Origin of the sequence: Phenylobacterium sp. (genome assembly GCF_030693405.1) — a bacterium.
Lineage (GTDB): Bacteria > Pseudomonadota > Alphaproteobacteria > Caulobacterales > Caulobacteraceae > Phenylobacterium.
This window is the reverse complement of the sequence record NZ_JAUYAW010000017.1, coordinates 21,430-47,730: the sequence shown is the minus strand read 5'-3', so window position 1 is coordinate 47,730 and position 26,301 is coordinate 21,430. Positions and strand designations below refer to the sequence as shown.

Sequence of the window (26,301 nt, the reverse complement as noted above, 5' to 3'; positions counted from 1 at the left end):
AAGAAGTACATCGACTTCGACGAGCCCTGGGACATGGACAACCAGCCCCTGGTGCCCGAGGACCTGAACGTCGCCCTGCAGACCGAATATGTCAGCAGCCACCTGAACACCCCGAGCCTGCGGGCCCAGTTCATCAACAAGTCGCTGCTGCGGTCCTTCTCCTCGATCCTGCACGGGGAACAGGGGGCGCTGAACCTGTCGGCCAGCCTCTGCCACGTGCTGCTGGACCAGGGGGCGCAGGAATACGCCGCCAACCAGACCCGCGAAGAGGCCCGTCACGTCACGGCCTTCGCCAAGTACATCAAGGCCCGCTGGGGCCGGCCGGTGGAATGCACCAAGGTCCTGCAGGACCTGCTGGTGGACATCATCGGTTCGCCGGAGGTCTACAAGAAGATCATCGGCATGCAGATGCTGGTGGAAGGCCTGGCCATGGGCGCCTTCGCCACCTTCTACCAGAAGCTCAACGACCCGCTCGGCCGCAAGCTGATGCAGCTGGTGATGACCGACGAGGCCTTCCACCATAAGTTCGGGAAGATCTGGGCCGACCGCACCATCCCCAAGCTGAGCCCGCAGGAACACGAGATCATCGAGGACTGGGCGGCCCACTGCTTCCAGGTGCTGCTGTTCAATCTCGTCTCGCCCAGCGAGCAGCGCGACCTCTATGAGGAGTTCGGCCTCGACCCCGACAAGGTGCTGGAAGAAATCCAGAAGCTGGCCACCGACGAGGCCCGCCGCGAGGACATGAAGGAATCGACCAACATCTTCCGGGTGTTGATCAAGACCCTGCTGAACGCCGGCATCATCACCGACCGCACGCGGGCCTTCTACGGCATGTATGTGGACATGGAGGAGCTGAAGAACGAAGGCGACCGCATGGTCGGCGACGACATCGCCGAGGAAGGCATCATCTATCTGCAGGCGATCAACTTCAAGGAACGAGCCCTGAAGCCCGTCACCATCGCGGCCGAATAGCCCACCGATTGACCACGGTTGCGACGCCCGCCGGCCCGTGTCGGCGGGCGTCCTTGTTCCGGGCGCATTGTTTTTTTATCTTCGGGCGCATGCTGATCACCCCTGCCTTCCACCGCCTTGTCCCCGGCCTGGCGCTCGCCGCCGCCCTGCTGGCCGCCGCGCCGATGGCCAGCGCGGCTGCGCCAGAGCCCGCCAGCCAGGTTGAGCTGACCAAGATGACCGGCCGCTGGTACGAGGTGGCCCGCACCCCCAACGCCATGCAGAAGGCCTGCGAGGCGGCCACCGCCGACTGGACCCGGGCGGGCGCCGGCTATTCGGTGGTGCAGACCTGTCGCAGGGGCGCCCCCGATGGGCCAAAGAAGGAATGGAAGGCCAGCGCCACCCCGGTCGATCCGGTGAAGAACGCCAAGTTCAAGCTCTCCTTCTTCGGTGGGGTGATGAACCAGGAATACTGGGTGCTCGACCATCGCACGGACCAGGGCTGGCTGATCATGGGCACGCCGGGCGGCAACTATGTCTGGCTGCTGTCCAAGGCCCCGCAGCTGACCGCCTCGGTCCGCGCTCAGGCCATCGCCCGCATCAAGCAGCTCGGCTACGACACCTCGAAACTGGAATTCCCGCAGCAGGTCCGCTGAGGCCCGCCGGCGCCCCCTTGCGCCCGGAACGAAGCCCGAACATTGTGGCGGCATGGATCTCGTCCTCACCACCTGCGCCCCGGCCTCGCGCCCACAGATCACCCAGGCGGTGACCCGCGGCGCGGCCCGCCTGCTGGCGGCCTTGGGCTATGCGCCGCTGACCGAGGTATGCCTGCCCAATGGCCGGCGAGCCGATCTGATGGCCCTGGGACGCCGGGGCGACCTCTTCATCGTCGAGGTGAAGTCCAGCCTGGAAGACTACCGGACCGATCTGAAATGGCGGGAATATGCGCCCTATTGCGACGCCTTCGCCTTCGCTGTGGCCCCGGAATTCCCCCAGGATATCCTTCCTGAGGACCCGGGCCTGATCGTGGCCGACGCCTTTGGCGGGGCGGTTCTGCGTGAAGCGCCGGTGGCGAGCCTTGCCGGGGCGCGGCGCAAGGCCCTGACCGTCGCCTTCGGGCGGCTGGCGGCCTTGAGGGCCGGGGCGGCGCTCAGCCTTTAGGTGTTCAGCGCGGGGCGCGCTTGGCCAAGATCCGCTGCAGGGTCCGCCGGTGCATGTTCAGCCGCCGGGCGGTCTCCGAGACATTGTGGCCGCACAGCTCATAGACCCGCTGGATATGCTCCCACCGCACCCGATCGGCGCTCATGGGGTTTTCCGGCGGGGCGGCGACGTCCCCGGGCAGGGCCAGCAGGGCGCGGGCCACGTCGTCGGCGTCGGCGGGCTTGGACAGATAGTCGACGGCCCCGGCCTTCACCGCGGCCACGGCGGTGGCGATATTGCCATAGCCGGTCAGCATGATGATCTTGGCGTCGGGGCGGGCCTCGCGGACGGCCTCCACCACTCTCAGCCCAGTGCCATCTTCCAGGCGCATGTCCAGGACGGCGAAGGCCGGCGGATAGACCTTCACTGCGGCCAGGGCCTCGGTGACGCTGGCGGCCAGGACGGGCTCGAAACCGCGGCCCTCGAGGGCGCGTCCCAGCCGTGTTCGCAGGGCCGTGTCGTCATCGAGCAGCAGCAGGCTTTTGTCGGCCAGGCCCTCGATCTGGGTGCTCAGGTCGCTCATCTCTGCCACCCGCGCGTGCGGGCCTCCCTCCGTGCGTGTAGTCATTGTGGCGTGCGCCGGGTCGGGTTCGCAAGGGGCCGACGCCAGCGACTAGCCGTGCGCCGACTCAATTCGGGTTCTCGGCCAGCGAACGGACACCACGGCTCCCTTGGGGCGTCCATTCTGGAAGGTGACCCTGGCCCCGGTTCGCTCCAGCAGGGTCTTGGAGATGAAGAAACCCAGGCCCATCCCCACATGGCCGGTCCTCGATCCCTCGGCGCCCGGCCGGCTGGTCACATAGGGCTCCCCCAGCCGGGCGAGGATCTCCGGGGCGATGCCGGGGCCGTCGTCACGCACCTCCAGGGAGATGGTGTCGGCGTCGAAGCGGGCGGTGACCAGGACCTCGGACGCGGCGAAGTCGACGGCGTTCTCCACGAAGGATGAGATGGCGTGGATCACCTCGGGCATGCGCTTGATGCCCGGCTTGCGGGCGTCCGGCGCGCCGGTGACGATGGCTTCGAGCCGGACCCCCTTCACGTCCCGGTGCGGCTCGATGACCTCCTGCAGCAGCTGCAGCAGGCTCATGCGTTCGTGAACCTCATCGGAGGCGCCGGGGGTTTCGGTCAGCCGGGCCAGGATCTCCCGGCACCGCTGGGCCTGGGCCATCAACAGTTCAGCGTCCTCCCGCACCTGGGGCGTGACCGCCTCCCGGGCCATCTCCTTGGCGACGATGGCGATGGTGGCGAGCGGTGTTCCCAGTTCGTGGGCCGCCGACGCGGCCAGCCCGCCCAGCGCCGAGAGGCGACGTTCCCGCGCCAGCACCGCCTGGGTGACATCCAGGGCCAAGGCCCGGCGGGCGGTTTCCTGGGCGGCCTCGCGTACGAAGGCGGCGCTGATCCCCAGGGCCAAGAACAGGGCGGCCAGGGTCGCCAGGCGATAGCCGAGCGGCGCGGCGTCCAGGATTCCGGCGCCGGGAAGCGGATAGGCGTAGAGGCTGATGACCGCCAAGCTGGCCGCCGCCACCGCCGCCAGGGTCGCCGTCGGGCGCAGGGAGAGGGTGGCGGCGGCCAGGGCCAGGGGCGGCAGGATCAGAACCACGAAGGGATTGACCACGCCCCCCGTCAGGGCGGCCAGCCCCGCGACCCTGAGAATATCGAAGCCCAGCTGGAGCGTCGCCTCGACCGGGTGCAGGAGGCGCTGGCCTGGCGTGGCGATGCCCACCAGGAGATTCACCCAGGCCGACAGGCCAATGACGCCGAAACAGATGGCGTAGGGGGCGGGCAGGGCGAAGACCACGGCCGCCAGGGTCAGGGCGGCGGCCTCGCTGGCCAGCATGACCCAGCGCAGGGTCACCACAGAGCGAATGCGCAGCCTTCCCTGGCCGAGGACCGCCTCGTCCCAGGCCAGCTCGCCTTGCAGTAGGGCGGTGCTTTGCCTATCGAGACCCAAGGGGTCTTTCAGGCCCGCCGATCCGTCGTTCTTCAGGGCCATGGCCAAGACAGGATCACCGAGATCGGCGGTCGTGGCGAGCCCCAAACGAAGATCGACTCCCTTGCGAAAGGTCGCGCCATGTCGAAACGCTCGCTGATCATCATCGCCCTGGTGGCCCTTCTCGGCCTCGCGGCAGGCGCGGCCCTGTTCTGGCGGACCGAGGGTCCGGCCGGCGGCTCCAGCGCCCAGGCCGATGTGGGCGGCCCGTTCGAGCTGGTGAACCAGGACGGGCAGGCGGTCGACCAGTCGATCCTGGAAGGTCGCTGGAGCGTCGTCTTCTTCGGCTTCACCTACTGTCCGGACATCTGTCCCTCGACGCTGCAGGCGGTGGCCGCCGCCCAGGATCAGCTGGGACCCCGGGGGGCGGACCTGCAGACCGTATTCATCTCCGTCGATCCGGAACGCGACACGCCTGAACAGCTGAAGACCTATCTCAGCCTGGAGGCCTTTCCGGAGGGCGTGGTCGGCCTGACCGGGACGCCCGAGCAGATCGAGCAGGTGGCCAAGTCCTACTATGTCTACTACCGCAAGTCCGGCGAGGGTCCCGACTACACCATCGACCATTCCACGGCGGCCTATCTGATGGACCCGAAGGGTCGGTTCAACCGGGTGCTGGCCTATGGCCTGGCCCCTGATGAGATGGCGCGGCTGATCCGCTCGGCGATGCAGGAGGGGTGAGTCCCGCCCGTCCGGGTGTGACCCCTCGCCGCGGCGTCCAGGGCCTGGGGGAACGGCCAAGGCTGGACTCCGTTAAGGCTCCGCATGATATGTTGCGGTGCACAAGGACCTTAAGCAGATGCTCTACACCCTGCACGAGACCAGCTATTATGGCGCCGCGCCCCTGCGGCTGACGGCGCTGCTGACCCGGGATTTCTGGAGTTCGCCGCTCAATCCGGCGCGTAACACCGATCTGGGCCGCCGGATGTTCGCCACCGCCGACCTGTTCTCCAACCTCACTCGGCGCTATCGGCGCCCGGACTGGGGGATTGATTCGGTGGAGATCGGCGGACACACCGTGCCGGTGACCCGCAAGACGGTGTGGAGCTCGCCCTGGGTCAAGCTCACCCATTTCAGCCGCGACGCCAGCGCCTTGCGCCGCGCCGGACGTCGAGGGCCGCAGCCCAGCGTCCTGATCGTCGCCCCCCTGTCCGGGCACTACGCCACCCTGCTGCGCGGCACGGTGCAGGCCTTCCTGCCCGACCACGAGGTCTACATCACCGAATGGGAGAACGCCCGCTCCGTGCCTGTGCTGGAGGGGCGTTTCGACTTCCACGACTACATCGACCATGTGCGCCAGATGCTGGCTGTGGTCGGCCCCCGGGCCCATGTGGTGGCCGTCTGCCAGCCCGGCCCGCCGGTTCTGGCCGCCGTCAGCCTGATGGCCGAGGAGGGCGATGACGCCCGCCCGGCGTCGATGACCTATATGGGCTCGCCGATCGACGCGCGACATTCGCCGACGGTGACCAACCAGCTGGCCGAGGAGCGCCCCTTCGCCTGGTTCGCCTCGAACATGATCTACACCGCCCCGCCGCCCTATCCCGGCATGGGCCGGCGGGTCTATCCGGGCTTCGTCCAGCTCTATTCCTTCATGTCGATGAACCTCGACCGGCACAAGGAAGCCCATCTGAAGTATCTCGACCACCTGATGGCCGATGACGGGGACTCCGCCGACAAGCACCTGGAATTCTACGACGAGTATCTCTCGGTCCTCGACCTGACCGAGGAGTTCTATCTCCAGACCGTCGACTATGTGTTCCAGCGCTACCTGCTGCCCAAGGGCGAGCTGATCCATCGCGGTCGCCGGGTCGATCCCGGCGCCATCACCGATGTCGGCCTGCTCACCGTCGAGGGGGAGAATGACGACATCTCCGGCATCGGCCAGACCCAGGCCGCCCACGATCTCTGCGCCAACCTGCCGGGCGAGCTGAAGGCCGACTACATCCAGCCCCATGTGGGCCACTATGGGGTCTTCAACGGCCGTCGCTTCCGCGAGGAGATCTATCCCCGGGTGCGGGAGTTCATCGCCCTGCACGAAAGCCGCTTTCACAAGAGCGCCGACCGCCCGTAAATCTGGAGGGGCATGAGTCCCTTTGGCCGAACCTTTGTCGACGGCGACCGGATCGAGATCGCCGGCGCCGTCATCCGCCTGAAAGTCCATCCGCGGGCCAGGCGCGTCTCCCTTCGGCTGGACCGCAGCCGCCGCGAGGTGGTGGCCACCGCGCCCTCGCCCCGGCGCCTGGGGGAGGCTGCGGCCTTCGCCCGCGACCGGATCGATTGGATCGCCGCGCGACTGGCCGAACTCCCGCAGGCTGAGCCCCTGGTTCCGGGGGTGGAGTTGTCGCTCATGGGACGCCCCGTCCGCCTGCTCCACCAGGCGGGGCGGGCCCGCTGGCGGCCGGCCGAAGATGGACGCTCAGCCGAGATCACCGCGCAGGGGGAAGGCGAAGGGTTCGCCCGCGCCGCTCAGCGGCTGCTGCGCAAGCAGGCCCTGGAGGGGCTCACCGACCTGACCCGCATCCATGCCGAGGCGCTCGGCGCCCCCATGCCCAAGGTGGTGCTCACCGACGCGCGGTCGCGCTGGGGATCGTGCAAACCGCCCACAGGCGGTCAGCCGGCGGTCATCCGCTATTCCTGGCGTCTGGCCCTGGCGCCCCTGCCGGTGGCCGACTATGTGGCCGCGCACGAATGCGCCCATCTGCGCGAACTCAACCACGGCCCGCGCTTCTGGGCGCTGGTCGAGACCCTGGTGGGCGACCCCGCCCCGCACCGGGCCTGGCTGCGGACCCACGGGGCCCGCCTCCACGCCATCGGCGTCGACGGGGCCGGTCAGTAGGGGATCTGTTCCGGACTGGCCGCGGCGGGTTCTGCGGGGGCTGGATCGGGGCCGCCGCCGATCATGCCGCCTACCCCGTCCAGCAGGTCACCGATGGGGTCGGCGACCGGGGTCGTCTGCGGCGGCTCAATCACGCCGCCCGGGATCGGTTGGGCGTTGAGCCGCGGCAGCGCCGCACCCATGAAGTCCCGCCAGATCCGCGCCGGCGCGGCCCCGCCCGACACCCGGCGCATGGTGGTGTTGTCGTCCTTGCCCACCCAGACGGCGGCCACGAAGCCGCCGGTGTAGCCGACGAACCAGGCGTCCCGATAATCGTTGGTGGTGCCGGTCTTGCCGGCCAGATCATAGTTGGGCACCTGGGCCGCCGTGCCGGTGCCGCTGGTGACCACGCCGCGCATCATCTGGTTCATGTACTGCAGGGCCGGTGAGCCGATCACCGCCTGGCGCTGCGGCTTGTCCACATTGTGGTCATAGAGCACCCGGCCATCGGCGGTGCGGATGCGCTCGATACCGTAGCCCTGGGCCTTGAAGCCGCCATTGGCGAACGGCGCATAGGCCTGGGCCATCTGCAGGGGTGTGACCTCCACGGCGCCCAGGGCCATGGACGGGTCCAGCTGGATCTTGCCGGTGATGCCCAGGCGCCGCGCCGTGGCCGCCACATTGCCGGTGCCCACCTCGTTGGCCAGTCGCGCGGCGATGGTGTTGGTGGACTGGGCCAGGGCCTGCTGCAGGCTCATCTCGCCGCGGAATTCGCCATTATAGTTGCGCGGCTCCCAGTCGCCGATCCGCAGGGGCTCGTCGACCATGCGGACATTGGGCGTCCGGCCCTGCTCCATGGCGGTGAGGTAGACGAAGGGCTTGAAGGCCGAGCCCGCCTGACGTTGCGCCATGGCCGCCCGGTCGAACTGGCTCTCGGCATAGTCGGCGCCGCCCACATAGGCCCGCACCCGTCCCTCGCCATCCAGCGCCACCAGGGCGCCCTGACCGATGCCCTGATCGGCGCCGGCGGCGACCCCACGCCGGACCGCCTGTTCGGCGGCGGTCTGGATCGGCAGGTCCAGGGTGGTCTCCACCACCAGATCGTCGGTGGGCTCGCCCACCAGGCCGCGCACCTCGTCGTCGATCCAGTCGACGAAGTACTGGGCCCGCTGGTTGGCCAGGGTCGGATTGACCCGCACCGGATTGTTGAAGGCCTCGGTCCGCTGTTCCGGCGTGATGGCGCCCAGCCGCACCATCTCGTCCAGGACGATGGTGGCGCGCCGCGCCGCCCGCTCGGTGGCGGAAACGGGGCTGTAGCGGGAGGGGCCCTTCATCATGCCAGCCAGCAGGGCGGACTCGCCGATGGTCAGCTGTGGGGCGGGCTTGTTGAAATAGCGCTGGGACGCCGCCTCGATGCCGTAGGCGCCGCCGCCGAAATAGACCCGGTTCAGATAGAGTTCGAGGATCTCCTTCTTGGAGAAGCGCAGCTCGAGCCAGACGGCCAGGATCAGCTCCTGCGCCTTTCGGCGATAGGTCTGGGCCGGCGTCAGGAAGAGATTGCGCGCCAGCTGCTGGGTGATGGTCGAGCCGCCGCGCAGGGGGCCGCCATCGCTGGTCATATTGTAGATCTGGGAGCGGACGATGCCCCATGGGTTGAAGCCCGGGTGCCAGTAGAACCAGCGGTCCTCGATCGCGATGAAGGCCTTCGGCACGTAGTCGGGCAGGGTGTCCAGGTCCACGGGCGGGGCATATTGCGAGCCGCGGACCGCCACCAGGGCGCCGGACCGGTCCAGATAGGAGATGGACGGCTGCCGCTCGACCTCGAACAGTTTCGAGGTGTCGGGTAGGTCGACGGCGAACACCGCGAAGAAGGCCGCCACGAAGATCAGGCCCCAGACGGACAGCACCGCGCCCCAGTAGAGCGCCGCCTGCAGCGGGGTGCGCCGGGCCCGGCCACCGCCGCCGGCGGGCCGCTGCGATCGGGGCGGTTGCGAATTGGCCATCTGGATTCCAGCCGTTGGTCTTGAAGGTGCAGGCGCCCGCGGGCGGCTTTCTTTATCCGAAGCCCAGAAAAGGCGCGACAGGATTGATGGGACATGAACGGGGCCGTTCCAGGGCGGCCGCGGGCTGCGCCTATCCAAACCTGCATACCCGCGGTGCGCAAATGGCGGTTGCGATCGATCTTAACGCCGTTATCTTAGCGTTGCTTAGTTCGAGGGACCCGAGCGAGGGGATCGCAGGGTCCACCGGCCGGCCGGCGTTGTTCCTGCGCCGCTCCCTCCCCAACGCCGGAGTTATGGCAATGATGATCCGTTCCACCCTGGCCGCCGCCGCGGCCCTGATGACGTTCGCCCTGGCCGGCCAAGCGACCGCCCAGACCCTGGTCACGGCCAAGCTTGAGCAGTCGGTGGCCGAGCGCACCCGCCTTGTCGCTGGCAGCGCCGTCTTCTGGTGCGAAGGCGAGGCCTGTGTGGCCACTGTCTCCAACAGCCGCACCTTCATCCCGGCGACCTGCAAGGATATCGCCAGCCGCTTCGGACCGGTGACGGCCTTCGAGTCCGGGACCCGGGCGTTCGACGCCGAACGTCTGGAGGCCTGCAACGCCTCGGCCCGGCCCGCCCAACAGGCCGCCAACAACTAGAGCGACTCTCCCAGCCGTATCAGTCGAGTCTGTCAAACTGGGCGCCGGACCTCCGGCGCCCTTTTCTTTTCCGCCGGGCGGCTTAAAGGACCGCGGCCATGACCTCAGTCCTTCCCACCTCTTCCACCGCGCCCGTCAGAACCGCCGGCCAGGTTCCCACTGGTCCCGGCGCGGCCGCCGCCCTGATCGAGGTCGCGCTCGCGGCCGCCAGCGGCGAGGCCTTGGCGCCGGTCTCGTTGACCCTGGACTACGGCGCGCCGCTGCAGGCCGGCGAGACCGTGACCCTGGAAGCTGCGGTGGAGCGGACCACGCGGACCCTCGTCTTCGCCCACGGCCGGGTGCTCAAGGCCGACGGCGCCCTGGCCGCGACCGGCTCGGCGGTCTTCCGCCGGTTGGGAGTTTCGAGCCCCGACTAGGGCGATTGGCGAGATTCCGAGGCGCCGGTTCGGTTGCGGCGCCTAAAATCGCGTGCTATCAGGCGCGCGGCTTAGGGCCGGGGGGCGGACCTCCTTCTTCGGCGCCGTGCTTTTTCAAGCGCTTTCAAGCCTTTAGCTGAGACGAAGATCCCTTCGTAGCGGCTGTTAGACACGCACCGGGCGGACATATAGTGGCGGACGATTCCAGGACTTCGAATGTGGGTGGCAGATATGCCCAGGCCCTGTTCGACCTCGCGAATGACGAGAACAAGATTGCGGCGGTGGAAGCCGACCTCAGGTCGCTGAAGGCCATGATGGCCGACAGCCGTGATCTGCGCGTCCTGCTGTCCTCACCGGCCTTCACCGCCCAGGACAAGGCCAAGGGCCTCCTGGCCGTGGCCCGCAAGGCCGGCTTTGATCCGACCACCATCAAGTTTCTGGGTCTGATCTCGGCCAATGGCCGGGCCTCGGCCCTGTCCTCGGTGATCAGCGCCTATCAGGCCCTGTCCGCCGAGCGTCGTGGCGTCGTCTCGGCGCATGTCACGACCGCCCTGCCCCTGACCCCGGCTCAGGCCGCGGGCGTCGCCGCGGCCCTGCGCCAGGCCCTGGGCAAGGATCCTGAAATTGAGACCCAGGTTGATCCGTCCATTCTTGGCGGCATCAAGGTCCGGGTCGGCTCCCGTCTGTTCGACGCTTCGCTGGGTACGAAGCTCGACTCGCTGAAATTCGCCCTCAAGAGAGCGTAAGAACATGGACATCCGCGCCGCCGAGATTTCGGCCATCCTCAAGTCGCAGATCGCCAATTTCGGCGAGGAAGCCGACGTCTCCGACGTCGGTCAGGTTCTGTCCGTCGGTGACGGCATCGCCCGGGTCTTCGGCCTCGACAACGTCCAGGCGGGCGAAATGGTCGAGTTCCCCAAGGCCGGTGTGAAGGGCATGGCCCTGAACCTCGAGCGCGACAATGTCGGCGTCGTGATCTTCGGCGACGACCGCGCCATCGGTGAGGGCGACGAAGTCCGTCGCCTCGGCGAGATCGTGGACGTGCCGGTGGGCAAGGGCCTGCTCGGCCGCGTCGTCAACCCGCTGGGCGAGCCCATCGACGGCAAGGGTCCCATCGTCTCCACCGAGCGTCGCCGCGCCGACGTGAAGGCCCCTGGCATCATTCCGCGAAAGTCGGTGCACGAGCCCGTGCAGACCGGCCTGAAGGCCATTGACGCCCTGATCCCCGTCGGCCGCGGCCAGCGCGAGCTGATCATCGGCGACCGTCAGACCGGCAAGACCGCCGTGGCCATCGACGCCATCCTGAACCAGAAGGCCGTCAACGCCTCGGGCGATGAGGGCCAGAAGCTCTACTGCATCTATGTGGCCATCGGTCAGAAGCGCTCGACCGTCGCCCAGATCGTGAAGACTCTCGAAGAGCGCGGCGCCCTGGAATACACTATCGTCGTGGCCGCCACGGCGTCGGAGCCCGCCCCCCTGCAGTTCCTGGCGCCCTTCGCCGGCTGCGCCATGGGCGAGTGGTTCCGCGACAACGGCATGCATGCCGTCATCATCTATGACGACCTGTCCAAGCAGGCCGTCGCCTATCGCCAGATGTCCCTGCTGCTGCGCCGCCCGCCGGGCCGCGAAGCCTATCCCGGCGACGTCTTCTATCTGCATAGCCGCCTGCTGGAGCGCGCGGCGAAGCTGAACGAGGACAATGGTTCTGGCTCGCTGACCGCTCTGCCAATCATCGAAACCCAGGCCAACGACGTGTCGGCCTATATCCCGACCAACGTGATCTCGATCACCGACGGCCAGATCTTCCTGGAAACCGACCTGTTCTTCCAGGGCATCCGCCCGGCCGTGAACGTCGGCATCAGCGTGAGCCGCGTGGGCTCCTCGGCCCAGATCAAGGCCATGAAGACCGCCTCGGGGCCCATCAAGGGCGAGCTCGCCCAGTACCGGGAAATGGCCGCCTTCGCCAAGTTCGGCTCCGACCTGGACGCCACCACCCAGCGCATGCTGGCCCGCGGCGCCCGCCTGACCGAACTGCTGAAGCAGCCCCAGTACTCGCCGCAGCAGGTCGAAGAGCAGGTCTGCGTGATCTATGCCGGCACCCGGGGCTATCTCGACGGCGTCGCCGTGGCCGATGTCAGCCGCTATGAGACTGAGCTGCTCAGCTTCCTGCACGGCAAGCATCAGGGCCTTCTGGACGCCATCCGCACCAAGAAGGAACTGAAGGCCGACCTCGAAGCCGAATTGAAGAGCGCTCTGGACGCCTTCACCAAGACCTTCGCCTAAGCCGGCCAGGACCCCAAGGGATGGCCAGCCTCAAGGAGATGCGCAATCGGATCGGAAGCGTGAAAGCCACGCAGAAGATCACGAAAGCGATGCAAATGGTCGCCGCGGCCAAGCTTCGTCGTGCGCAGGACGCCGCCCAGAGCGCGCGCCCCTACGCCGAGCGAATGGCTTCGGTGATCGCCAACCTCGCCCAGGGCGTCAGTGGGGAATCCGCGCCGCGCCTGCTGGCCGGCACCGGCCGGGATGAGCGCCACCTGATCGTGGTCGCCACATCGGACCGCGGCCTCGCTGGGGGTTTCAACACCTCCATCGTCCGCGCCGCCCGGGAACGGATCAGCACCCTGCAGGCCGCCGGCAAGGAGGTTAAGCTCCTGGTGGTCGGCAAGAAGGCCCGCGACCAACTGCGCCGCCTGCACAGCGAGAAGATCGTCGAGACCATCGACGCTGGCGGCTCGCCCTCCATGGATGTAGCCCAGGCTGTCGCCGATCGGGTCACCGCCATGTTCGAGGCGGGCGAGGTCGATGTGGTCACCCTGGTCTACAGCCGCTTCCAGTCCGTGGTCAGTCAGGTTCCGACCGCACGCCGCCTGATCCCCGCCGAGGTGGTGGTCGATGCGCCGCCGGTGGATCTCAAGGGCGCGGTCTATGAATACGAACCGTCGGAAGAGGCGATCCTCGAGACCCTTCTTCCCCGCAATCTGACCATTCAGCTGTTCTCGGCCATGCTCGAGAATCAGGCCGGCTTCTACGCCGCCCAGATGACGGCGATGGACAACGCGACCCGCAACGCCGGCGACATGATCGCCAGCCTCACCCTGCAATATAACCGCACACGTCAGGCGCAGATCACGAAGGAGCTGATCGAGATCATCTCCGGCGCCGAGGCGATCTAGAGCAAGAGAACAGCACCATGGCTACGACCCCGAAGGCTCCCGCCAATACGCCGGCCGCCACCGTGGCTGCGGACGCTGCGGCGCCCGCCAAGGCCCCGGCTCGCAAGACCGCGGCCAAGAAGACCGCCGCCCCCGCCGCCGGCGACCAGGCGCCGACCGCTGCTGCGGCGGTGGCCACCGGCAAGATCAGCCAGGTCATCGGCGCCGTCGTCGACGTCGAGTTCGTCGGCCACCTGCCGGCGATCCTGAACGCCCTTGAGACCACCAACACCGACCAGCGCACCGGCGAGCCCTTCCGCCTGGTCCTGGAGGTCGCTCAGCACCTGGGCGAGAACACCGTCCGCACCATCGCCATGGACACCACCGAGGGTCTGACCCGCGGCCAGCCTGTGACCGACACCGGCGCCGGCATCACCGTTCCGGTGGGTCCGGGTACGCTCGGCCGGATCATGAACGTCATCGGCGCGCCGATCGATGAAGGCGGTCCGATCCAGACCACCATGACCAGCGTCATCCACCGTGAGGCGCCCTCCTTCGCCGAGCAGTCGACCTCGGCCGAAATCCTGGTCACCGGGATTAAGGTCATCGACCTGCTCTGCCCCTACACCAAGGGCGGCAAGATCGGCCTGTTCGGCGGCGCCGGCGTGGGCAAGACCGTGACCATGCAGGAGCTGATCAACAACATCGCTAAGGCCTATGGCGGTTATTCGGTTCTGGCGGGCGTGGGTGAGCGCACCCGCGAGGGCAACGACCTCTATCACGAGATGATCGAGTCCGGCGTGAACCAGCCTGGAGGCGGCGGCGACTCCCGTTGCGCCCTGGTCTACGGCCAGATGAACGAGCCCCCCGGCGCCCGCGCCCGGGTCGCCCTGACCGGCCTGGCCCAGGCGGAGTACTTCCGCGACGAAGAGGGCAAAGACGTGCTGCTCTTCATCGACAACATCTTCCGCTTCACCCAGGCGGGTTCGGAAGTGTCGGCTCTGCTGGGCCGCATCCCCTCGGCCGTGGGCTATCAGCCGACGCTGGCCACCGAGATGGGCAAACAGCAGGAGCGCATCACCTCCACCAACAAGGGGTCGATCACCTCGGTCCAGGCCATCTACGTGCCCGCCGACGACCTGACCGACCCGGCTCCGGCCACCTCCTTCGCCCACCTTGACGCCACCACCGTGTTGAGCCGCGACATCGCCGCCCAGGCCATCTTCCCGGCCGTGGACCCGCTGGACTCCACCTCGCGGATCATGGACCCCCTGGTGATCGGCGAGGAGCACTACGCCGTGGCCCGTCGGGTCCAGGAGATCCTGCAGCAGTACAAGGCGCTGAAGGACATCATCGCCATCCTGGGCATGGATGAGCTGTCGGAAGAGGACAAGCTGATCGTGGCCCGCGCCCGGAAGATCCAGCGCTTCCTGTCGCAGCCCTTCCACGTGGCCGAGCAGTTCACCAACACGCCCGGCATCTTCGACAGCCTGGAAGACACCATCCGCTCGTTCAAGGCGCTCTGCGACGGCGAGTACGACCACCTGCCTGAGCCGGCCTTCTACAATGTCGGCACCATCGAGGATGCGGTGGCCAAGGCCGAGAAGCTCGCGTCGGAAGCCTAGGGATCATGGCGGACAAGCTGCACTTCTCCCTCGTCTCGCCGGAACGGGAACTCTATTCCGGACTGGTCGATCAGGTGGACGCGCCGGGAACCGAAGGTGACTTCGGGGTCCTGGCCGGCCACGCCCCCTTCATGGCCACCCTGCGCGAGGGTCGGGTGATCGTGCGCAACGAGGGACGTGAGACCATCTATGAGGTGAAGGGCGGCTTCGCCGACGTCACCGCCACCGGTCTCACCATCCTGGCTGAACAGGCGGCCCCCGCGGTCGTCTGACGCCTGTCAGGCGACCAGCCCGCCTGTTGACTCGTAAAACGCGCGTGACAGCTATTGCAGTGACGGCCGGGCTTTAGTGTGATGCCGACAAGCTCCGAACGGAGCATCAAGTCAGGGAAACACTCATGCGCACCGTCATCGCCAGCCTCCTCCTGATCGCCGGGCTCTCTAGCCCCGCCCTCGCCCAGGACGCCGGGCCTGCGCCTGACGCCGTCGCCGCGCCCGCCGCGCCGGCGGAGCCTGTGGCCCCAGCCGCAGCGCCTGCCGAGCCCCCGCCGACCCTGCCCACCTCGGGCGATGGCGCCACGGTGCTCTCAGTCCTGACCCGCGCCTGCCTGCCCATGGTGCGCGAGGGCAAGACTGTCGAGCAGGTCGCTCAGGATCTTGGCATGCGCCGTGACCGCCGCTCCGGCAGCTACCAGCTGGGTCTTGGCGGCGACCGCAACTACGTCATCTCCGTCCTGCCCAAGGGCGCCAACGACAATGTCTGCAATGTGCAGATCAACTATGCCGTCGGCGCCGAAGAGCCCATCGTCGACGCCCTGAACATCTGGGCCTTCCTGCAGCAGCCCCGCCTGCGCCTGCAGCGTAACGACTTCGCCGTGGGGCCGGACAATGTGAAGCGCATCACCCTGGCCTGGGAGCATTTCACCGACGCCGAATCTACCGGCCTCGTCTTTGTTCAGCTGAAGAACCCCGACGACACCCCGCTTGACCGTCGCTACGACCAGGCGACGCTGCTGTTCAGCGAGCGCAGCTTCTAAGGCTGGCCCGGCCCTGGCGGCCGGGTCCGGATGTCAGCTGGCGGCCCTGGCCTGGATCCAGGTCAGGGCCCGCCCGGCCACCGCCTGCCACCCCGGCTCCCCCGGCAGCCAGTGGCTCATCTGCGGCTGCACCTCCAGCTCAGCCCCGATACGGCTGGCGGTCAGACGCGCCGTGGCGGGGGGGTGCACCACGTCCTTTTCGCCGACCATCACCAGGGCGGGGGCCGTCGTCTGTCCCCCGAGGCTCGTGGTCATCATCGGATCCAGCCACCAGTTCAGGGTCTCCCACAAGGCCCGCCCGCTCTCCGGACACAGCCGCTCAAGGATGGGTCGCCGGTCGCCGGGCGCCAGCCGGTCGAGGCTGTAGCGCAGCATCAGGTTCCGGTCCGGCGTCACCGCCTGGCTCCAGAAGGGTCCCATCAGGTGAAGCCCGAAGGCGGTCACGCCTTCCTCCAGGGACCAGCCGGCGACCCCCCAGGGCGGCGAGGGGGCCAGCAGCACCAGCCCGGCCACCGGCGCCCGGCGCGCGGCCAGCAGACTGACAAGGCCGCCCATGGAATGGCCCACCAGAACGGGCGGCTCAGCCTGGCTGCGGCAGAGCTCAGCGATGTCGGCGGCATAGTCGAGCATCGACACGCTCACCACCGCTGAGGCGGCGTCCCCCATCCCATGGCCCCGCAGGGCCGGGCGGAGGACCGCATGCCCCGCAGCAATGAAGGGGGCCTCGAAAGCCTCGAAGGTCCAGTCGCCGCAGAAGGCGCCGTGCACCATGATGACGGGTGCGGCCATGTTGTTCCCCGGAGTCCGAAGGGCCTTGCTCAGCCGGCGGCGAAGACCGCGAAGGCCTCCACGACCTGTCTGTATATGGCCTGCTTGAACGGCGCCACGATTTGGGGGGTCTCCGAAAGACGTCCCCAGCGCCAAGCGTCGAATTCAGCCGGTGGATGGGCTTCCAGATCGATCTCCTCGTCATCCCCGTCAAAGCGAAGGGCGAACCAGACCTGTCGCTGGCCTTTCCAACTGCGGCCGATGGGCGAGCCCGCGTGCTCAGGTGGGAAGTCATAGGTCAGCCAGCCGTCAGTGCGCCCCAGCACCGTCACCGACCGCACCCCGGTCTCCTCGGCCAGCTCCCGGAGGGCGGCTTCCTGCAGATCCTCGCCGGCGTCGACGCCCCCTTGCGGAAACTGCCAGTTGTGCGGCCCAGGCGTTCCGGCGCGGCGGCCGATCCAGACCCGGCCGTCAGGGCGGAACAGGGTCACCCCGACATTGGGACGATAGGGCGCCAGGCGCTCGGGCAGGTCAGGTTCTGAGCTCATCGGCGGGTCAGGGCCGAGGCTGGCGCGAGCTGATAGCCCCTGGACTCCACGGCCTGGGTCCACTGGGCCACCTGGGCGATGGTCAGGGGATAGGCGAAGCCCGAGCCCAGGGCCTGGCCGTTCTGCAGCGCCTGGGCCTCCAGGGCCAGCAGCTGCTGGTCGATAGCCTCGCTCGAGAGCTGATCGTCGATGATCCGCCCTGCCGAGGCCCGCGGAATCCCAAGCCCGCGGCCGGCCGCCTGGCCATCATCGATGAAGGCCAGGCCGCGGGTCTTCAACACCGTCGTGAAGGCCGCCATGGCTGGATCGGAATTGAGGAAGCGGGAGCCCAGATAGTTGGTCAGGCCGAAGTATCCGGTGGCCCGCGACAGCAGCCACTCCAGCCGTCGGCTGGTCTCGGCCGGACCGGAACTGGCCAGCAGGGTATAGGGACCCGGATCATTGTCGGGATAGTCCACAGGCTCCATGGGCGTCTCGAGCAGCACTTCATGGCCATGTTCCCGGGCCAGATCGATCCAGCCCTGCAGACCTTCGGCATAGGGCACGAAGGACAGGGTGATCTCGCCAGGCAGGGTCTCGATGGCCTCGCGAGTCGCTCGGCTGTTCAGGCCCAGGCCGCCAACGATCAGACTGACCTTGGGCTTGCCGTTGGACTGAAAGGGGCGGGCATAGGCCTGGGCCGGTGTCCGGCCATTGGCGGCGATCACCGGCAGGGGGCCATTGGGCCCCTGATTGTGCAGCCCCGCGATCGGCGCCGGCGGCAGGGGCTGGTGACTGCGGGCGGCCGAGGCGCCCGGCATGGTGATCACCGCCTCACCCATGGCCTCAGCGTCGGGGATGGGGGTTTCCGAGAGTTCGAAGACTTCCTCGACCACCCCTGGACCAGATCCGTCCGCGGTAAGCGCCTCGCGCCAGCCGGGCGGGGCGGCGGCCACTACGGCCTGGGCCAATGGCAGGCGAATGACCGGCGCGCCCGCCTTGGGGTCACCGATGATCATGACCAGGGCTGTTAGGGTCAGGAGGAACAGCAGGGCCGCGCCGCTGGCGCTGATATAGGGGTTGGCGAGGGCCATGCGGACATGGCCAAGGGCGCCTGCGCCGCCGGGCTTGGGTGACGCCGTGGCCGGCGTCAGGCTCTTCTTGGAAAACTTCGCCATGGCTCGCCGAACCCTATCCTGCAGACCAGCCTAGCCCCGGTTCTGCGCGAACATGGTTAACGAACACCTTAAGCGGTCCCGGGGGAAGGCCTCAGGACGCGGATCAGTTGGCCTTGGGCGCCGTCGCCACCTTGTCGCGGCCGGCGCCGATCACCTCGGCCAGACGGGCCTCCGGCTTGGGCAGCTTGGGCGTCGCGGCGACTGAGCCGTACTTCAGCACGTCCTGCGCCCGCACCAGCTGGAAGTCCTTCTCCTCGTCGAAGGATTCCGGCGGAGCTTCGGCCGGTTCGTGGGCGCCCCGGCGAGACTGGCCCTCGCCGGCGGTCAGGGCGTTGCGCAGGGAGGCCTCGCTGAACTGGAAGGCCCGGTTGGCGATGGCCTGGGCCTCGGTCCGGCTGGCGGCCACCTCCAGGTCCGGCTCAATCCCGGTCTGCTGGATGGAACGGCCCGACGGCGTGTAATAGCGGGCCGTGGTGAGCTTCAGCGCCCCGTCCATGCCGCCACGCAGGGGGATCACGGTTTGCACCGAGCCCTTGCCGAAGCTGGTCAGCCCGACCAGTTCGGCGCGCTTGCGGTCCTGCAGGGCGCCAGCGACGATCTCGGCCGCCGAGGCCGAGCCGGTATTGATCAGCACCACGATCGGCAGACCCTCGGCGATGTCGCCGGGACGGGCGTTGTAACGTTCCACGTCGCGGGCGTTGCGGCCCCGCTGGGAGACGATCTCGCCCCCTTCCAGGAACAGGTCCGACAGGCCCACGGCCTGGTCGAGCAGGCCGCCAGGGTTGTTGCGCAGGTCGAGGATCAGCCCCTTCATCTGCGGATTGGCGGCGCGCAGTTCGGTGAAGACCCGCTCGGCCTCATCGGTGGTGCGTTCGTTGAAGGCCGAGACCCGCAGGAAGCCGTAGTCCCCCTCCATCCGCGCCACGGCGGACTTGGGCTCGATGATTTCCCGCACGACGGTCACGTCGAAGGGTTCGCTCTTTTCCCGGGCGATGCTCAGGACCACCGGCTCGCCGGGCTTGCCGCGCATCTGCTTGACCGCCTCGCTGACGGTCATGCCCAGCACGCTGGCGCCGTCCACGGCGGTGATGTAGTCGCCGGCCTTGATGCCGGCCTTGAAGGCGGGGGTGCCGTCCATGGGCGAGATCACCTTGACCACGCCATCCTCGCTGGTGACCTCGATGCCCAGACCGCCGTAGGCGCCGCGGGTCTGGTCACGCATCTCGTCGAAGCTCTCCCGGTTCAGATAGCCCGAGTGGGGGTCAAGCGAGGTGAGCATGCCGTCGATGGCCGACTCGATCAGCTTGCTCTGGTCGACGTCAGTGACGTACTGCCGCTCGACTGTGTCCAGGACATCGCCGAACAGCTCCAGCATCCGATAGGTCTGGGCCTTTGGCTGCTGGGCCGAGGCCTGGGCCTGCTGGCTCACATAGGCCATGGAGCCCGCCCCGAGGACGAAGGCCGCCGCGCCGATCATCAGATACTGCTTCATAGCCCTAGCCTTAAGGCTCCCTTTGCGGCGATTTGATGCCGCCATGCGCGTCTGTAGTCCCCACGAGCGGGTCAGCCCGCTTCTTTTTTTAGCCAGCGCGCAGGGTCCACCGGCGCGCCCTTCTCGCGGACCTCAAGATAGAGTTCCGAGGACGTTGCGCCGTCGTCGGCCATCCAGCCCACCGGCGCGCCCGCCGCCACCGTCTGCCCGACCTCGACGCTCACGCGATCGAGGCCCGCCAGAACCAGATGGTATCCACCGCTCATCCTTAAGATCAAGATGACGCCCCATCCACGCACCGGTCCCACATACTGCACCAGCCCGGCGCCCGGACTTTGTACACGGGCGCCCCGAGCGGTGAGGATCGTCTGTCCCTGATGCCTTGCTGTTCCATGCAGGGCCTCGCCGAACTTGTGGGTCACCGCCCCCTCAGCCGGGGGCAATAGAATTTCAGGCGCTTGCAGGGGGCCGTCGAACAGACCCTCCGCCGGGGCCGTGGCGTAGCCTCGCAGGGCCGCGCCGCTCGGATCCACCGCCTCAGGCGTAGGCCTGGCCTCGGCGCGCTCGCTCTCTGCGGTGAACAGGCTCTCGCTGGCGACCGCTGCCAGGCGCCGCTGCCGGGCAAGATCGGTGGCCTCGGCGGCGTAGACCATGGCGCGGCGTTGCAGCTCCGGCGTCATGGCCTTGACGAGTATGGCGGCCCGCACCGCGTCACGGGCGTCATCGGGTTTCACAAGCAAGGCCGGCGGCGGGTCCTGGCGCAACTGCTGCAGGACCGACAGCAGGCGGGCGAGCTGGTTGTCGTTCTCGCCGCGTTCGGCGTTGAGGGCCTGCTCACGGGCGTCCAGGGTCTCCAGCCGCAGCCCGCCGGCCGGGGCGGCGACGGCGACGACGAGGCTCACGCCGGCCAGACCCATGGCCAGGATCAGCCCTGTGACAGCTCTGCCGCGCGCTTGAACCCAGGCCTCAGTCACGATGGTAGGGGCTCCCGGCCAGGATGGTGACGGCGCGATAAACCTGCTCAGCGAGCATGGCCCGGACCAGGGCGTGGGGCCAGGTCTGGGGACCAAAGGCCATCCGTCCCTGGGCCTCGCCCATCAGGGCCGGATCGAGGCCGTCCGCGCCGCCGATCACCAGGACGAGCCGCCGGGTTCCGTCATCCCGCAGGCGGGCGATCTCCTCGGCGAAGGCCCGGGAGGTCCGCGACTGGCCATGCTCGTCACAGACCAGGACGTGGGCGTCCTTGAAATGAGGGCGCAGGGCCTCGGCCTCGGCGGCCTTGCCGGGCTTGCGGCCTTCCACCTCGACGATCTCAACCGGACCAAGGCCCAGGGCCCGGCCCGCGGCGGTGGCGCGGTCGGCATAGAGGCGCACGAGCTCGGTCTCCGGCGCGCGGGCCAGACGGCCCACGGCGAGGATCACGACCCGCAAGTCCGCCTCGTCAGGATGTGGGGACGGCGTGGCCCGAAGCGTCCAGGGACCAGATCTTCTCGATATTGTAGAAGCTGCGGACTTCGGGACGGAACAGGTGGACGATGATGTCGCCGGTGTCGATCAACACCCAGTCACAGTGCGGCATGCCCTCGACCCGGGCGCGGCCATAGCCATGCTCCTTGAGGGCGCGCAGCAGGTGATCGGCGATGGCGCCCACATGACGCTGCGACCGGCCAGAAGCCACGATCAGCCCATCGGCCACCGCACTCTTGCCCGTCAGGTCGATGACCACCACGTCCTGGGCCTGATCCTCGTCGAGGCGGCTCAGTATAAGTTGCTCCAGGGCCTCGATTCTGGCCTGGACGTCCGAGGATCCGACGGCTGAGCCGGCGGTCTCCTGCGCGCGCTGCGCGGCTTCACTATTCAGCGGGAAACTCCTCTAAAGTCCACGCAAAGACCATCATAGCACGATTGAGCGCCCCGGTCAGGGGCCATGTGCAGATGTCACAGGTCGGTGGGTCGCATCCGTTCGCGCAGGGCGGTGGAGGACTGGAAATTCAATGGCCCGCGGAGGAAGACCCAGGCTGGCGGGGCCAGGCCCGGCAGGCGGCGGGCCTGGGCCGAGGCGATCCGGTGGCGGGCGAAGCGCCGGGCGGCCGGGGAGGTCCGGCTCTTCAGGGAGATCCAGGGCCGCGAGACCACGGCCACCGGCGTCTCAGCCATGATCTGGGTCCAGCCGCGCCAGCGGTGAAAGGTCGCCAGGCTGTCGGCGCCCATGATCCAGACGAAATCGACCCCCGGAAATCGGGCCTTGAGCGCCCGCACCGTATCGATGGTGTAGCGCGAACCCAGCCGGGTCTCAGCGTCGGAGACGGCCATGCCGCGCTGCCGAGCGAAGGCCTGGGCGCCGGCCAGGCGCGTGGCCAGGGGTGCGGTCTCGTGGGCCGACTTCAGCGGATTCTGCGGTGAGACCAACCAGACCACCAGATCCAGGCCAAGCCGCCGCCGGGCGGTCTCGGCCACATGGGCGTGTCCCTCATGGGCCGGATTGAAGGAGCCCCCGAACAGGCCCACCCGCATCCCCGGCTCCAGGTGGAAGCCCAGGCGCAGGGCCCCTGGCCGACCAGCGGCGGGCAGTCGGCGGGCAGGGCCGGCGAACCACATGGCGATCGGCCTCAGGCGCGGCGGGCGGGGGTGGGCGCCCCGCCGCGATCCAGATGGATGTCGCTCTGCCGCACCCGGGCCCGGACGGTGAACACCCCGTCGCCGGCCAGCACGCCGCCCCGGGCGAACAACCGGCCGAATTCCCAGTTGGACAGGCCAAGCTCGGGCTTGTTCAGCGCATACTGGCCGTCCACCCAGCGGGTGAAGCCGTCGCCCACGAAGGGGGCGTTGAGGCTGGCGTAGAAGCGGGCCTGGGCCTCGGCGTCCTCGCTGATCAGGCTAGCGCAGAACTGCGGGCTGTAGCGGTTGAACAGGCTGATGGCGTGGCCGAGGTCATCCACGACCTTCAGGGTCAGCTCGGGCGTCTCTTCCCACTCCCATTCGCGACCCAGCTCGGCCAGCGGCAGGAGATCGACCTTGGCCTCGTCGCTCAGGCCTTCGGCGCGGGACACCTGAACCCTGGCGAGGCGCCAGGCCTGCGGCAGAACCGCCTCGTCGCCCTCGACCACATGCAGCTTCACCCCGTGGCCTCGGCGGGCGGCGGCGGCGTCGAGGGCCGAGAGGAAGATGGGGACGAGGGTCTCGGCCGCGTCGCGGGTGACGCAGAAGACGTTGAGCGTGTTGCAGACCTTGCGGTCCAGGGAATGGAAGACGGCGGCGAACAGGCGCTCTGGGTCAGCCGCGGCGTCGGCCGTCATCCAGGCGCCGCCGGTCCCATGCAGGCTGACGGGCACGCCGGCCTGCCGGGCCACGCCCCCCAGCTGGGTGACCGCAGGGCCTGAGCCGCGGGCGACCGCCAGGCCAAGCCGGGAGTCGGCGAACATGGCCCAGCCGGCGGCATGGGCCGGGGAATCCAGCAAGACTGCCGCGCCCGCGGGCAGACCGGCCTCATCCAGGGCCGGATCCAGGGCGCCCTCGACAATGGCGCGGGCTGTGCGCAGGGCGTCGGAGCCGATCCGGAAGACCACGGTGTTGCCGGCCCGCAGCATGCCTGTGGCGTCGGCGAACACATTGGGCCGGCCCTCGAAGACGAAGGCTACGACGCCGAGGGGGGCGGTCACCTGCTCCACCCGCCAGCCGTCATGGTCGACGGCGTCAATCACCCGGCCCCGGGCGGGCGCGGCGTCCCGCCAGGCCCGCAGGCCAGCGATCATGTCGTCACGCATCTGGCAGCTGAGGGCGAGGCGCGTGGTGGAACGGCCCCGGCTCTGCGCGCCGGTCAGGTCCTCGGCGTTGGCCGCGGCGATGGCGTCCCAGACGGAGTCCGTGGCCAGGCGCGCGGCGAAGGCGTCAAAAAAAGCGCTGATCTTGTCGTCGCCGATTTCCCCCATGCGGGCGAAGGCGGCCTGGGCCCGGCTGACGGCTTCCTGAGCGATGGCCTGCTCAGCGGCCGGCACATGCAACAGGTCGCCCGTGTCCTGCAGGATGATCAGCCGGTCGCCGGCCTGGAAGCGGGCGGCGAGGGCGTCGTCGACGATCGCCAGGCGATCGCCGCCATAGGGAATGGCCATGCCCGGGCTCAGCGCCGTCAGGCGCGCGCCGCGCTGGTCCTGCCTGTCTGGCCTCGCCCCGTCCATCGTCCGATCCGTCAGTTATGCTCAGGATGAGCCTTACCTAGGCCCCTTTCGGCGACCGGGCAATTCAAGGCTTGCGAGGGCGCTCGCAGCCTCAGGCGGGCGCAGGCAGCAGCACGGCCAGATCATCGGCGTGGATCACCGGGCCGGACGTATAGCCCAGCACGCCCTCGATTGCGTCGGAGCGCAGGCCGCAGATCCGCTCAGCCTCCGCGGCGTCGTAGCGCGTGAGGCCGCGGCCAATCTCCGACCCGCTCTCCAGACGGACGCTGACGGCGTCGCCCTTTCCGAAGCGTCCCTCGATTCCGCGGACCCCGGCGGCCAACAGGCTTTTGCCCGCCTGCAGCGCCCGGGCGGCGCCCTCATCCACCAGGATGGTTCCGGACGGCGAGAGCGAGCCGGCGATCCAGGCCTTGTAGGCGGCGCTGGGGGTTACGGCGGGCTCGATGATCGTAGCCTTGGCGCCGTTCTCAACGGCGCCCAGCGGGGCGGCGCGCGAGCCCAGCGTGATGAGGGTGGCGCAGCCCGCCGACTGGGCGATCCGGGCCGCGGCCAGCTTGGTGGCCATGCCGCCCGTGCCGACGCCTGCGCCGGCGTTGGCGCCCCCGGCCATGGCTTCGATCTCCGGGGTCAGCTGGGCGAGCCGGGGAATGTGGGTGGCGGCGGGGTCCCGCCGGGGATCGGCCGTGTAGAGGCCGTCGATGTCCGACAGCAGCACCAGGGCGTCGGCGCCGATCATCTGGGCGACGCGGGCGGCCAGGCGGTCATTGTCGCCGTAGCGGATCTCCTCGGTGACCACGGTGTCGTTCTCGTTGACCACCGGCACGACGCCCAGCTCCAGCAGGGTGTCCACGGTGGCGCGGGCGTTCAGCCAGCGCCGGCGGACCTCGGTGTCGTCCCGGGTCAGCAGGATCTGGGCCGCCGACAGGCCGTGGGGCTCCAGGGCCTCTTCCCAGGCGCGCATCAGGGCCGACTGGCCAGCCGCCGCCGCGGCCTGCTTTTCCGGCAGGGTGAGCGCCCGGCGGGTGAGACCCAGCCGACGCCGCCCCAGGGCGACTGCGCCCGAGGACACGATCAGCACCTGCTGTCCCCGGGCCCGCAAGCGGGCGAGGTCGAGGCACAGGGCGTTCAGCCAGGCGCGGTCAGGCGTCCCGTCGGCGGCGACCAGCAGGGCCGAGCCGACCTTGACGACGATGCGGTGGGCGCCGGCGAGCGGGCTCACGGCGCCCAGCCCGGCTCGGGACCTTCCACCGCGGCCTTTTCCTCGGCCCGACGCTCGCGCACCTGGCCCCAGGCGGCCCGCAGCACCTCGGTCACCCCTTCGCCGGAAACCCCGGAGATCAGGGCCGGGGCGTGGCCGGCGGCCTCTGTCAGCTCGGCGGCCTTGGCCGCGCGGGTCTCGTCATCCAGGGCGTCGACCTTGTTGAGGGCCAGGATTTCCCGCTTGTCCTCCAGGCCCTCGCCATAGGCGGCCAACTCCTGGCGGATGGTCCGGTAGGCCTCGGCCACATCGTCCTGGGTGGCGTCCACCAGGTGGATCAGCGCGGCGGTGCGCTCCACATGGCCGAGGAACCGGGTGCCGAGGCCTGCGCCTTCCGAGGCGCCTTCGATCAGGCCCGGAATGTCGGCGATGACGAAGCGCTCGTTGGTGGAGAGGTCGACAACCCCAAGATTGGGCGCGAGCGTGGTGAAGGGATAGTCGGCGATCTTCGGCTTGGCCGCCGAGACCGCCGCCAGGAAGGTGGACTTGCCGGCGTTGGGCAGGCCCACCAGGCCCACATCGGCGATCAGCTTCAGCCGCAGCCAGATCCAGCGCTCCTCGCCATCCTGGCCGGGATTGGCGTGGCGTGGCGCCTGATTGATCGGACCCTTGAACCGGTCATTGCCCCAGCCGCCATTGCCGCCTTTGAGCAGCAGCAGACGCTGGCCGGCCTGATCCATGTCGGCGATCAGGGTTTCCTTGTCCTCGTCCAGCACCTGAGTGCCCACCGGCACCTTGAGCACCACATCGGCGCCGGCGTGGCCGTGCCGGTTGCGGCCCATGCCGTGCTCGCCGGTCTCGGCCTTGAAATGCTGCTGGTAGCGGTAGTCGATCAGGGTGTTGAGGCCGTCCACCGCCTCGATCCAGACGTCGCCGCCCCGGCCGCCGTCGCCGCCGTCCGGGCCCCCGTACTCGATATACTTCTCCCGCCGGAACGAGACGGCGCCGCCGCCGCCGTTCCCTGAGCGGATATAGATCTTGCACTGGTCGAGAAATTTCATCGGCGTTCCAGGGTGGGTCCGTCCCGCCGGCGTCGGACCGGCGGGACGGGTCCCGATATCATAGATGGGGATG

Annotated in this window: 28 protein-coding genes; 14 read left to right on the top strand and 14 right to left on the bottom strand. The window is 68.8% G+C overall.

All coding sequences use genetic code 11. The features are described from left to right. From Q8N19_RS03805 to mmcB, 3 genes are all read left to right on the top strand, one after another. A partial coding sequence (locus Q8N19_RS03805; protein WP_305588302.1) for a ferritin-like domain-containing protein occupies nt 1-972 on the top strand: 972 nt, incomplete at its 5' end. Between the two features lie 89 nt (nt 973-1,061). After that, nucleotides 1,062-1,607 carry a lipocalin family protein gene (locus Q8N19_RS03800; RefSeq protein WP_305588301.1) on the top strand — a complete coding sequence of 182 codons (546 nt, stop codon included), beginning with the start codon at nt 1,062-1,064 and terminating at the stop codon, nt 1,605-1,607. Between the two features lie 52 nt (nt 1,608-1,659). Beyond that, nucleotides 1,660-2,112 (top strand): DNA repair putative endonuclease MmcB, encoded by a 453-nt coding sequence (mmcB, locus tag Q8N19_RS03795; RefSeq protein ID WP_305588300.1) that lies wholly within the window; start codon nt 1,660-1,662, stop codon nt 2,110-2,112. A gap of 4 nt (nt 2,113-2,116) precedes the next feature. On the opposite strand, the gene Q8N19_RS03790 is transcribed toward mmcB, so the two are convergent. Together Q8N19_RS03790 and Q8N19_RS03785 are read right to left on the bottom strand one after the other, a co-directional pair. Then, nucleotides 2,117-2,674: an ActR/PrrA/RegA family redox response regulator transcription factor gene (locus Q8N19_RS03790; protein WP_305588299.1), complete on the bottom strand. Its 558-nt coding sequence runs from the start codon at nt 2,672-2,674 to the stop codon at nt 2,117-2,119. Nucleotides 2,675-2,764: 90 nt separating this feature from the next. Continuing rightward, nucleotides 2,765-4,189: an ActS/PrrB/RegB family redox-sensitive histidine kinase gene (locus Q8N19_RS03785; RefSeq protein WP_305588298.1), complete on the bottom strand. Its 1,425-nt coding sequence runs from the start codon at nt 4,187-4,189 to the stop codon at nt 2,765-2,767. Nucleotides 4,190-4,222: 33 nt separating this feature from the next. Between Q8N19_RS03785 and Q8N19_RS03780 the strand changes: the two genes are divergently transcribed. From Q8N19_RS03780 to Q8N19_RS03770, 3 genes are all read left to right on the top strand, one after another. Next, nucleotides 4,223-4,822 carry an SCO family protein gene (locus Q8N19_RS03780; RefSeq protein ID WP_305588297.1) on the top strand — a complete coding sequence of 200 codons (600 nt, stop codon included), beginning with the start codon at nt 4,223-4,225 and terminating at the stop codon, nt 4,820-4,822. A gap of 118 nt (nt 4,823-4,940) precedes the next feature. Continuing rightward, nucleotides 4,941-6,212: a polyhydroxyalkanoate depolymerase gene (locus tag Q8N19_RS03775; RefSeq protein ID WP_305588305.1), complete on the top strand. Its 1,272-nt coding sequence runs from the start codon at nt 4,941-4,943 to the stop codon at nt 6,210-6,212. Nucleotides 6,213-6,224: 12 nt separating this feature from the next. Then, a complete protein-coding gene (locus Q8N19_RS03770; RefSeq protein WP_305588296.1) occupies nt 6,225-6,977 on the top strand; it encodes a M48 family metallopeptidase in 753 nt (250 codons plus the stop codon). On the opposite strand, the gene Q8N19_RS03765 is transcribed toward Q8N19_RS03770, so the two are convergent. After that, on the bottom strand, nt 6,971-8,959 hold the full coding sequence (locus tag Q8N19_RS03765; RefSeq protein ID WP_305588295.1) for a transglycosylase domain-containing protein: 1,989 nt from the start codon (nt 8,957-8,959) through the stop codon (nt 6,971-6,973). The two genes, Q8N19_RS03770 and Q8N19_RS03765, sit on opposite strands and share 7 nt — an antisense overlap. A 302-nt stretch (nt 8,960-9,261) precedes the next feature. On the opposite strand from Q8N19_RS03765, the gene Q8N19_RS03760 reads away from it, so the two are divergent. The 8 genes from Q8N19_RS03760 to Q8N19_RS03725 all read left to right on the top strand — a co-directional run bounded on the left by Q8N19_RS03760 (nt 9,262) and on the right by Q8N19_RS03725 (nt 15,829). Then, nucleotides 9,262-9,597 carry a hypothetical protein gene (locus tag Q8N19_RS03760; protein ID WP_305588294.1) on the top strand — a complete coding sequence of 112 codons (336 nt, stop codon included), beginning with the start codon at nt 9,262-9,264 and terminating at the stop codon, nt 9,595-9,597. A gap of 98 nt (nt 9,598-9,695) precedes the next feature. Beyond that, nucleotides 9,696-10,013, top strand: coding sequence for a PaaI family thioesterase (locus Q8N19_RS03755; protein ID WP_305588293.1), 318 nt, complete (start codon nt 9,696-9,698; stop codon nt 10,011-10,013). A 191-nt stretch (nt 10,014-10,204) separates the two neighbouring features. After that, the gene (locus Q8N19_RS03750; RefSeq protein ID WP_305588292.1) at nt 10,205-10,759 is read left to right on the top strand and encodes a F0F1 ATP synthase subunit delta; all 555 of its coding nucleotides are present in this window, start codon (nt 10,205-10,207) and stop codon (nt 10,757-10,759) included. A gap of 4 nt (nt 10,760-10,763) precedes the next feature. Beyond that, complete coding sequence (atpA, locus tag Q8N19_RS03745) at nt 10,764-12,296, top strand: F0F1 ATP synthase subunit alpha (RefSeq protein ID WP_305588291.1); 1,533 nt, start codon at nt 10,764-10,766, stop codon at nt 12,294-12,296. A gap of 20 nt (nt 12,297-12,316) precedes the next feature. Next, nucleotides 12,317-13,189: a F0F1 ATP synthase subunit gamma gene (locus Q8N19_RS03740; protein ID WP_305588290.1), complete on the top strand. Its 873-nt coding sequence runs from the start codon at nt 12,317-12,319 to the stop codon at nt 13,187-13,189. A gap of 17 nt (nt 13,190-13,206) precedes the next feature. Continuing rightward, entirely contained in the window at nt 13,207-14,793 is a 1,587-nt protein-coding gene (atpD, locus tag Q8N19_RS03735) for a F0F1 ATP synthase subunit beta (RefSeq protein WP_305588289.1), read from the top strand. Nucleotides 14,794-14,798: 5 nt separating this feature from the next. Beyond that, entirely contained in the window at nt 14,799-15,065 is a 267-nt protein-coding gene (locus Q8N19_RS03730; RefSeq protein ID WP_305588288.1) for an ATP synthase F1 subunit epsilon, read from the top strand. Between the two features lie 125 nt (nt 15,066-15,190). Next, complete coding sequence (locus Q8N19_RS03725; RefSeq protein ID WP_305588287.1) at nt 15,191-15,829, top strand: hypothetical protein; 639 nt, start codon at nt 15,191-15,193, stop codon at nt 15,827-15,829. A 33-nt stretch (nt 15,830-15,862) separates the two neighbouring features. Here the strand turns inward: Q8N19_RS03725 and Q8N19_RS03720 are convergent, their stop codons facing one another. The 11 genes from Q8N19_RS03720 to obgE all read right to left on the bottom strand — a co-directional run bounded on the left by Q8N19_RS03720 (nt 15,863) and on the right by obgE (nt 26,228). Then, entirely contained in the window at nt 15,863-16,618 is a 756-nt protein-coding gene (locus Q8N19_RS03720) for an alpha/beta fold hydrolase (RefSeq protein ID WP_305588286.1), read from the bottom strand. A 29-nt stretch (nt 16,619-16,647) separates the two neighbouring features. Continuing rightward, complete coding sequence (locus Q8N19_RS03715; protein ID WP_305588285.1) at nt 16,648-17,145, bottom strand: RNA pyrophosphohydrolase; 498 nt, start codon at nt 17,143-17,145, stop codon at nt 16,648-16,650. Next, nucleotides 17,142-18,302: a divergent polysaccharide deacetylase family protein gene (locus tag Q8N19_RS03710; protein WP_305588284.1), complete on the bottom strand. Its 1,161-nt coding sequence runs from the start codon at nt 18,300-18,302 to the stop codon at nt 17,142-17,144. Before Q8N19_RS03710 ends, Q8N19_RS03715 begins: the two co-directional genes overlap by 4 nt. 103 nt (nt 18,303-18,405) lie before the next feature. After that, nucleotides 18,406-19,794 carry a S41 family peptidase gene (locus Q8N19_RS03705; protein WP_305588283.1) on the bottom strand — a complete coding sequence of 463 codons (1,389 nt, stop codon included), beginning with the start codon at nt 19,792-19,794 and terminating at the stop codon, nt 18,406-18,408. Between the two features lie 71 nt (nt 19,795-19,865). Beyond that, nucleotides 19,866-20,768, bottom strand: a complete 903-nt coding sequence (locus Q8N19_RS03700) for a murein hydrolase activator EnvC (protein WP_305588282.1) — start codon at nt 20,766-20,768, stop codon at nt 19,866-19,868. Continuing rightward, nucleotides 20,761-21,225 carry a 23S rRNA (pseudouridine(1915)-N(3))-methyltransferase RlmH gene (gene rlmH / locus Q8N19_RS03695; RefSeq protein WP_305588281.1) on the bottom strand — a complete coding sequence of 155 codons (465 nt, stop codon included), beginning with the start codon at nt 21,223-21,225 and terminating at the stop codon, nt 20,761-20,763. Before rlmH ends, Q8N19_RS03700 begins: the two co-directional genes overlap by 8 nt. Nucleotides 21,226-21,235: 10 nt before the next feature. Continuing rightward, nucleotides 21,236-21,655 carry a ribosome silencing factor gene (gene rsfS / locus Q8N19_RS03690; RefSeq protein ID WP_305588304.1) on the bottom strand — a complete coding sequence of 140 codons (420 nt, stop codon included), beginning with the start codon at nt 21,653-21,655 and terminating at the stop codon, nt 21,236-21,238. Nucleotides 21,656-21,732: 77 nt separating this feature from the next. Continuing rightward, nucleotides 21,733-22,392 (bottom strand): nicotinate-nucleotide adenylyltransferase, encoded by a 660-nt coding sequence (locus tag Q8N19_RS03685; protein WP_305588280.1) that lies wholly within the window; start codon nt 22,390-22,392, stop codon nt 21,733-21,735. Nucleotides 22,393-22,403: 11 nt separating this feature from the next. Continuing rightward, nucleotides 22,404-23,903 carry an aldehyde dehydrogenase family protein gene (locus tag Q8N19_RS03680; RefSeq protein ID WP_305588279.1) on the bottom strand — a complete coding sequence of 500 codons (1,500 nt, stop codon included), beginning with the start codon at nt 23,901-23,903 and terminating at the stop codon, nt 22,404-22,406. 157 nt (nt 23,904-24,060) lie between these two features. After that, a complete protein-coding gene (gene proB, locus Q8N19_RS03675; protein ID WP_371133781.1) occupies nt 24,061-25,197 on the bottom strand; it encodes a glutamate 5-kinase in 1,137 nt (378 codons plus the stop codon). After that, on the bottom strand, nt 25,185-26,228 hold the full coding sequence (gene obgE / locus Q8N19_RS03670) for a GTPase ObgE (RefSeq protein WP_305588277.1): 1,044 nt from the start codon (nt 26,226-26,228) through the stop codon (nt 25,185-25,187). The genes proB and obgE overlap by 13 nt, the downstream gene beginning before the upstream one ends. Nucleotides 26,229-26,301 lie beyond the last annotated feature (73 nt).

What these genes read in the sequence shown, in the direction of transcription:
- Q8N19_RS03800 (WP_305588301.1), top strand. Translation starts at nt 1,062, where the DNA reads ATGCTGATCACCCCTGCCTTCCACCGCCTTGTCCCCGGCCTGGCGCTC.
- mmcB (WP_305588300.1), top strand. Translation starts at nt 1,660, where the DNA reads ATGGATCTCGTCCTCACCACCTGCGCCCCGGCCTCGCGCCCACAGATC.
- Q8N19_RS03790 (WP_305588299.1), bottom strand. Translation starts at nt 2,674, where the DNA reads ATGAGCGACCTGAGCACCCAGATCGAGGGCCTGGCCGACAAAAGCCTG.
- Q8N19_RS03780 (WP_305588297.1), top strand. Translation starts at nt 4,223, where the DNA reads ATGTCGAAACGCTCGCTGATCATCATCGCCCTGGTGGCCCTTCTCGGC.
- Q8N19_RS03775 (WP_305588305.1), top strand. Translation starts at nt 4,941, where the DNA reads ATGCTCTACACCCTGCACGAGACCAGCTATTATGGCGCCGCGCCCCTG.
- Q8N19_RS03770 (WP_305588296.1), top strand. Translation starts at nt 6,225, where the DNA reads ATGAGTCCCTTTGGCCGAACCTTTGTCGACGGCGACCGGATCGAGATC.
- Q8N19_RS03765 (WP_305588295.1), bottom strand. Translation starts at nt 8,959, where the DNA reads ATGGCCAATTCGCAACCGCCCCGATCGCAGCGGCCCGCCGGCGGCGGT.
- Q8N19_RS03760 (WP_305588294.1), top strand. Translation starts at nt 9,262, where the DNA reads ATGATCCGTTCCACCCTGGCCGCCGCCGCGGCCCTGATGACGTTCGCC.
- Q8N19_RS03755 (WP_305588293.1), top strand. Translation starts at nt 9,696, where the DNA reads ATGACCTCAGTCCTTCCCACCTCTTCCACCGCGCCCGTCAGAACCGCC.
- atpA (WP_305588291.1), top strand. Translation starts at nt 10,764, where the DNA reads ATGGACATCCGCGCCGCCGAGATTTCGGCCATCCTCAAGTCGCAGATC.
- Q8N19_RS03740 (WP_305588290.1), top strand. Translation starts at nt 12,317, where the DNA reads ATGGCCAGCCTCAAGGAGATGCGCAATCGGATCGGAAGCGTGAAAGCC.
- atpD (WP_305588289.1), top strand. Translation starts at nt 13,207, where the DNA reads ATGGCTACGACCCCGAAGGCTCCCGCCAATACGCCGGCCGCCACCGTG.
- Q8N19_RS03730 (WP_305588288.1), top strand. Translation starts at nt 14,799, where the DNA reads ATGGCGGACAAGCTGCACTTCTCCCTCGTCTCGCCGGAACGGGAACTC.
- Q8N19_RS03725 (WP_305588287.1), top strand. Translation starts at nt 15,191, where the DNA reads ATGCGCACCGTCATCGCCAGCCTCCTCCTGATCGCCGGGCTCTCTAGC.
- Q8N19_RS03720 (WP_305588286.1), bottom strand. Translation starts at nt 16,618, where the DNA reads ATGGCCGCACCCGTCATCATGGTGCACGGCGCCTTCTGCGGCGACTGG.
- Q8N19_RS03715 (WP_305588285.1), bottom strand. Translation starts at nt 17,145, where the DNA reads ATGAGCTCAGAACCTGACCTGCCCGAGCGCCTGGCGCCCTATCGTCCC.
- Q8N19_RS03710 (WP_305588284.1), bottom strand. Translation starts at nt 18,302, where the DNA reads ATGGCGAAGTTTTCCAAGAAGAGCCTGACGCCGGCCACGGCGTCACCC.
- Q8N19_RS03705 (WP_305588283.1), bottom strand. Translation starts at nt 19,794, where the DNA reads ATGAAGCAGTATCTGATGATCGGCGCGGCGGCCTTCGTCCTCGGGGCG.
- Q8N19_RS03685 (WP_305588280.1), bottom strand. Translation starts at nt 22,392, where the DNA reads ATGTGGTTCGCCGGCCCTGCCCGCCGACTGCCCGCCGCTGGTCGGCCA.
- Q8N19_RS03680 (WP_305588279.1), bottom strand. Translation starts at nt 23,903, where the DNA reads ATGGCCATTCCCTATGGCGGCGATCGCCTGGCGATCGTCGACGACGCC.
- obgE (WP_305588277.1), bottom strand. Translation starts at nt 26,228, where the DNA reads ATGAAATTTCTCGACCAGTGCAAGATCTATATCCGCTCAGGGAACGGC.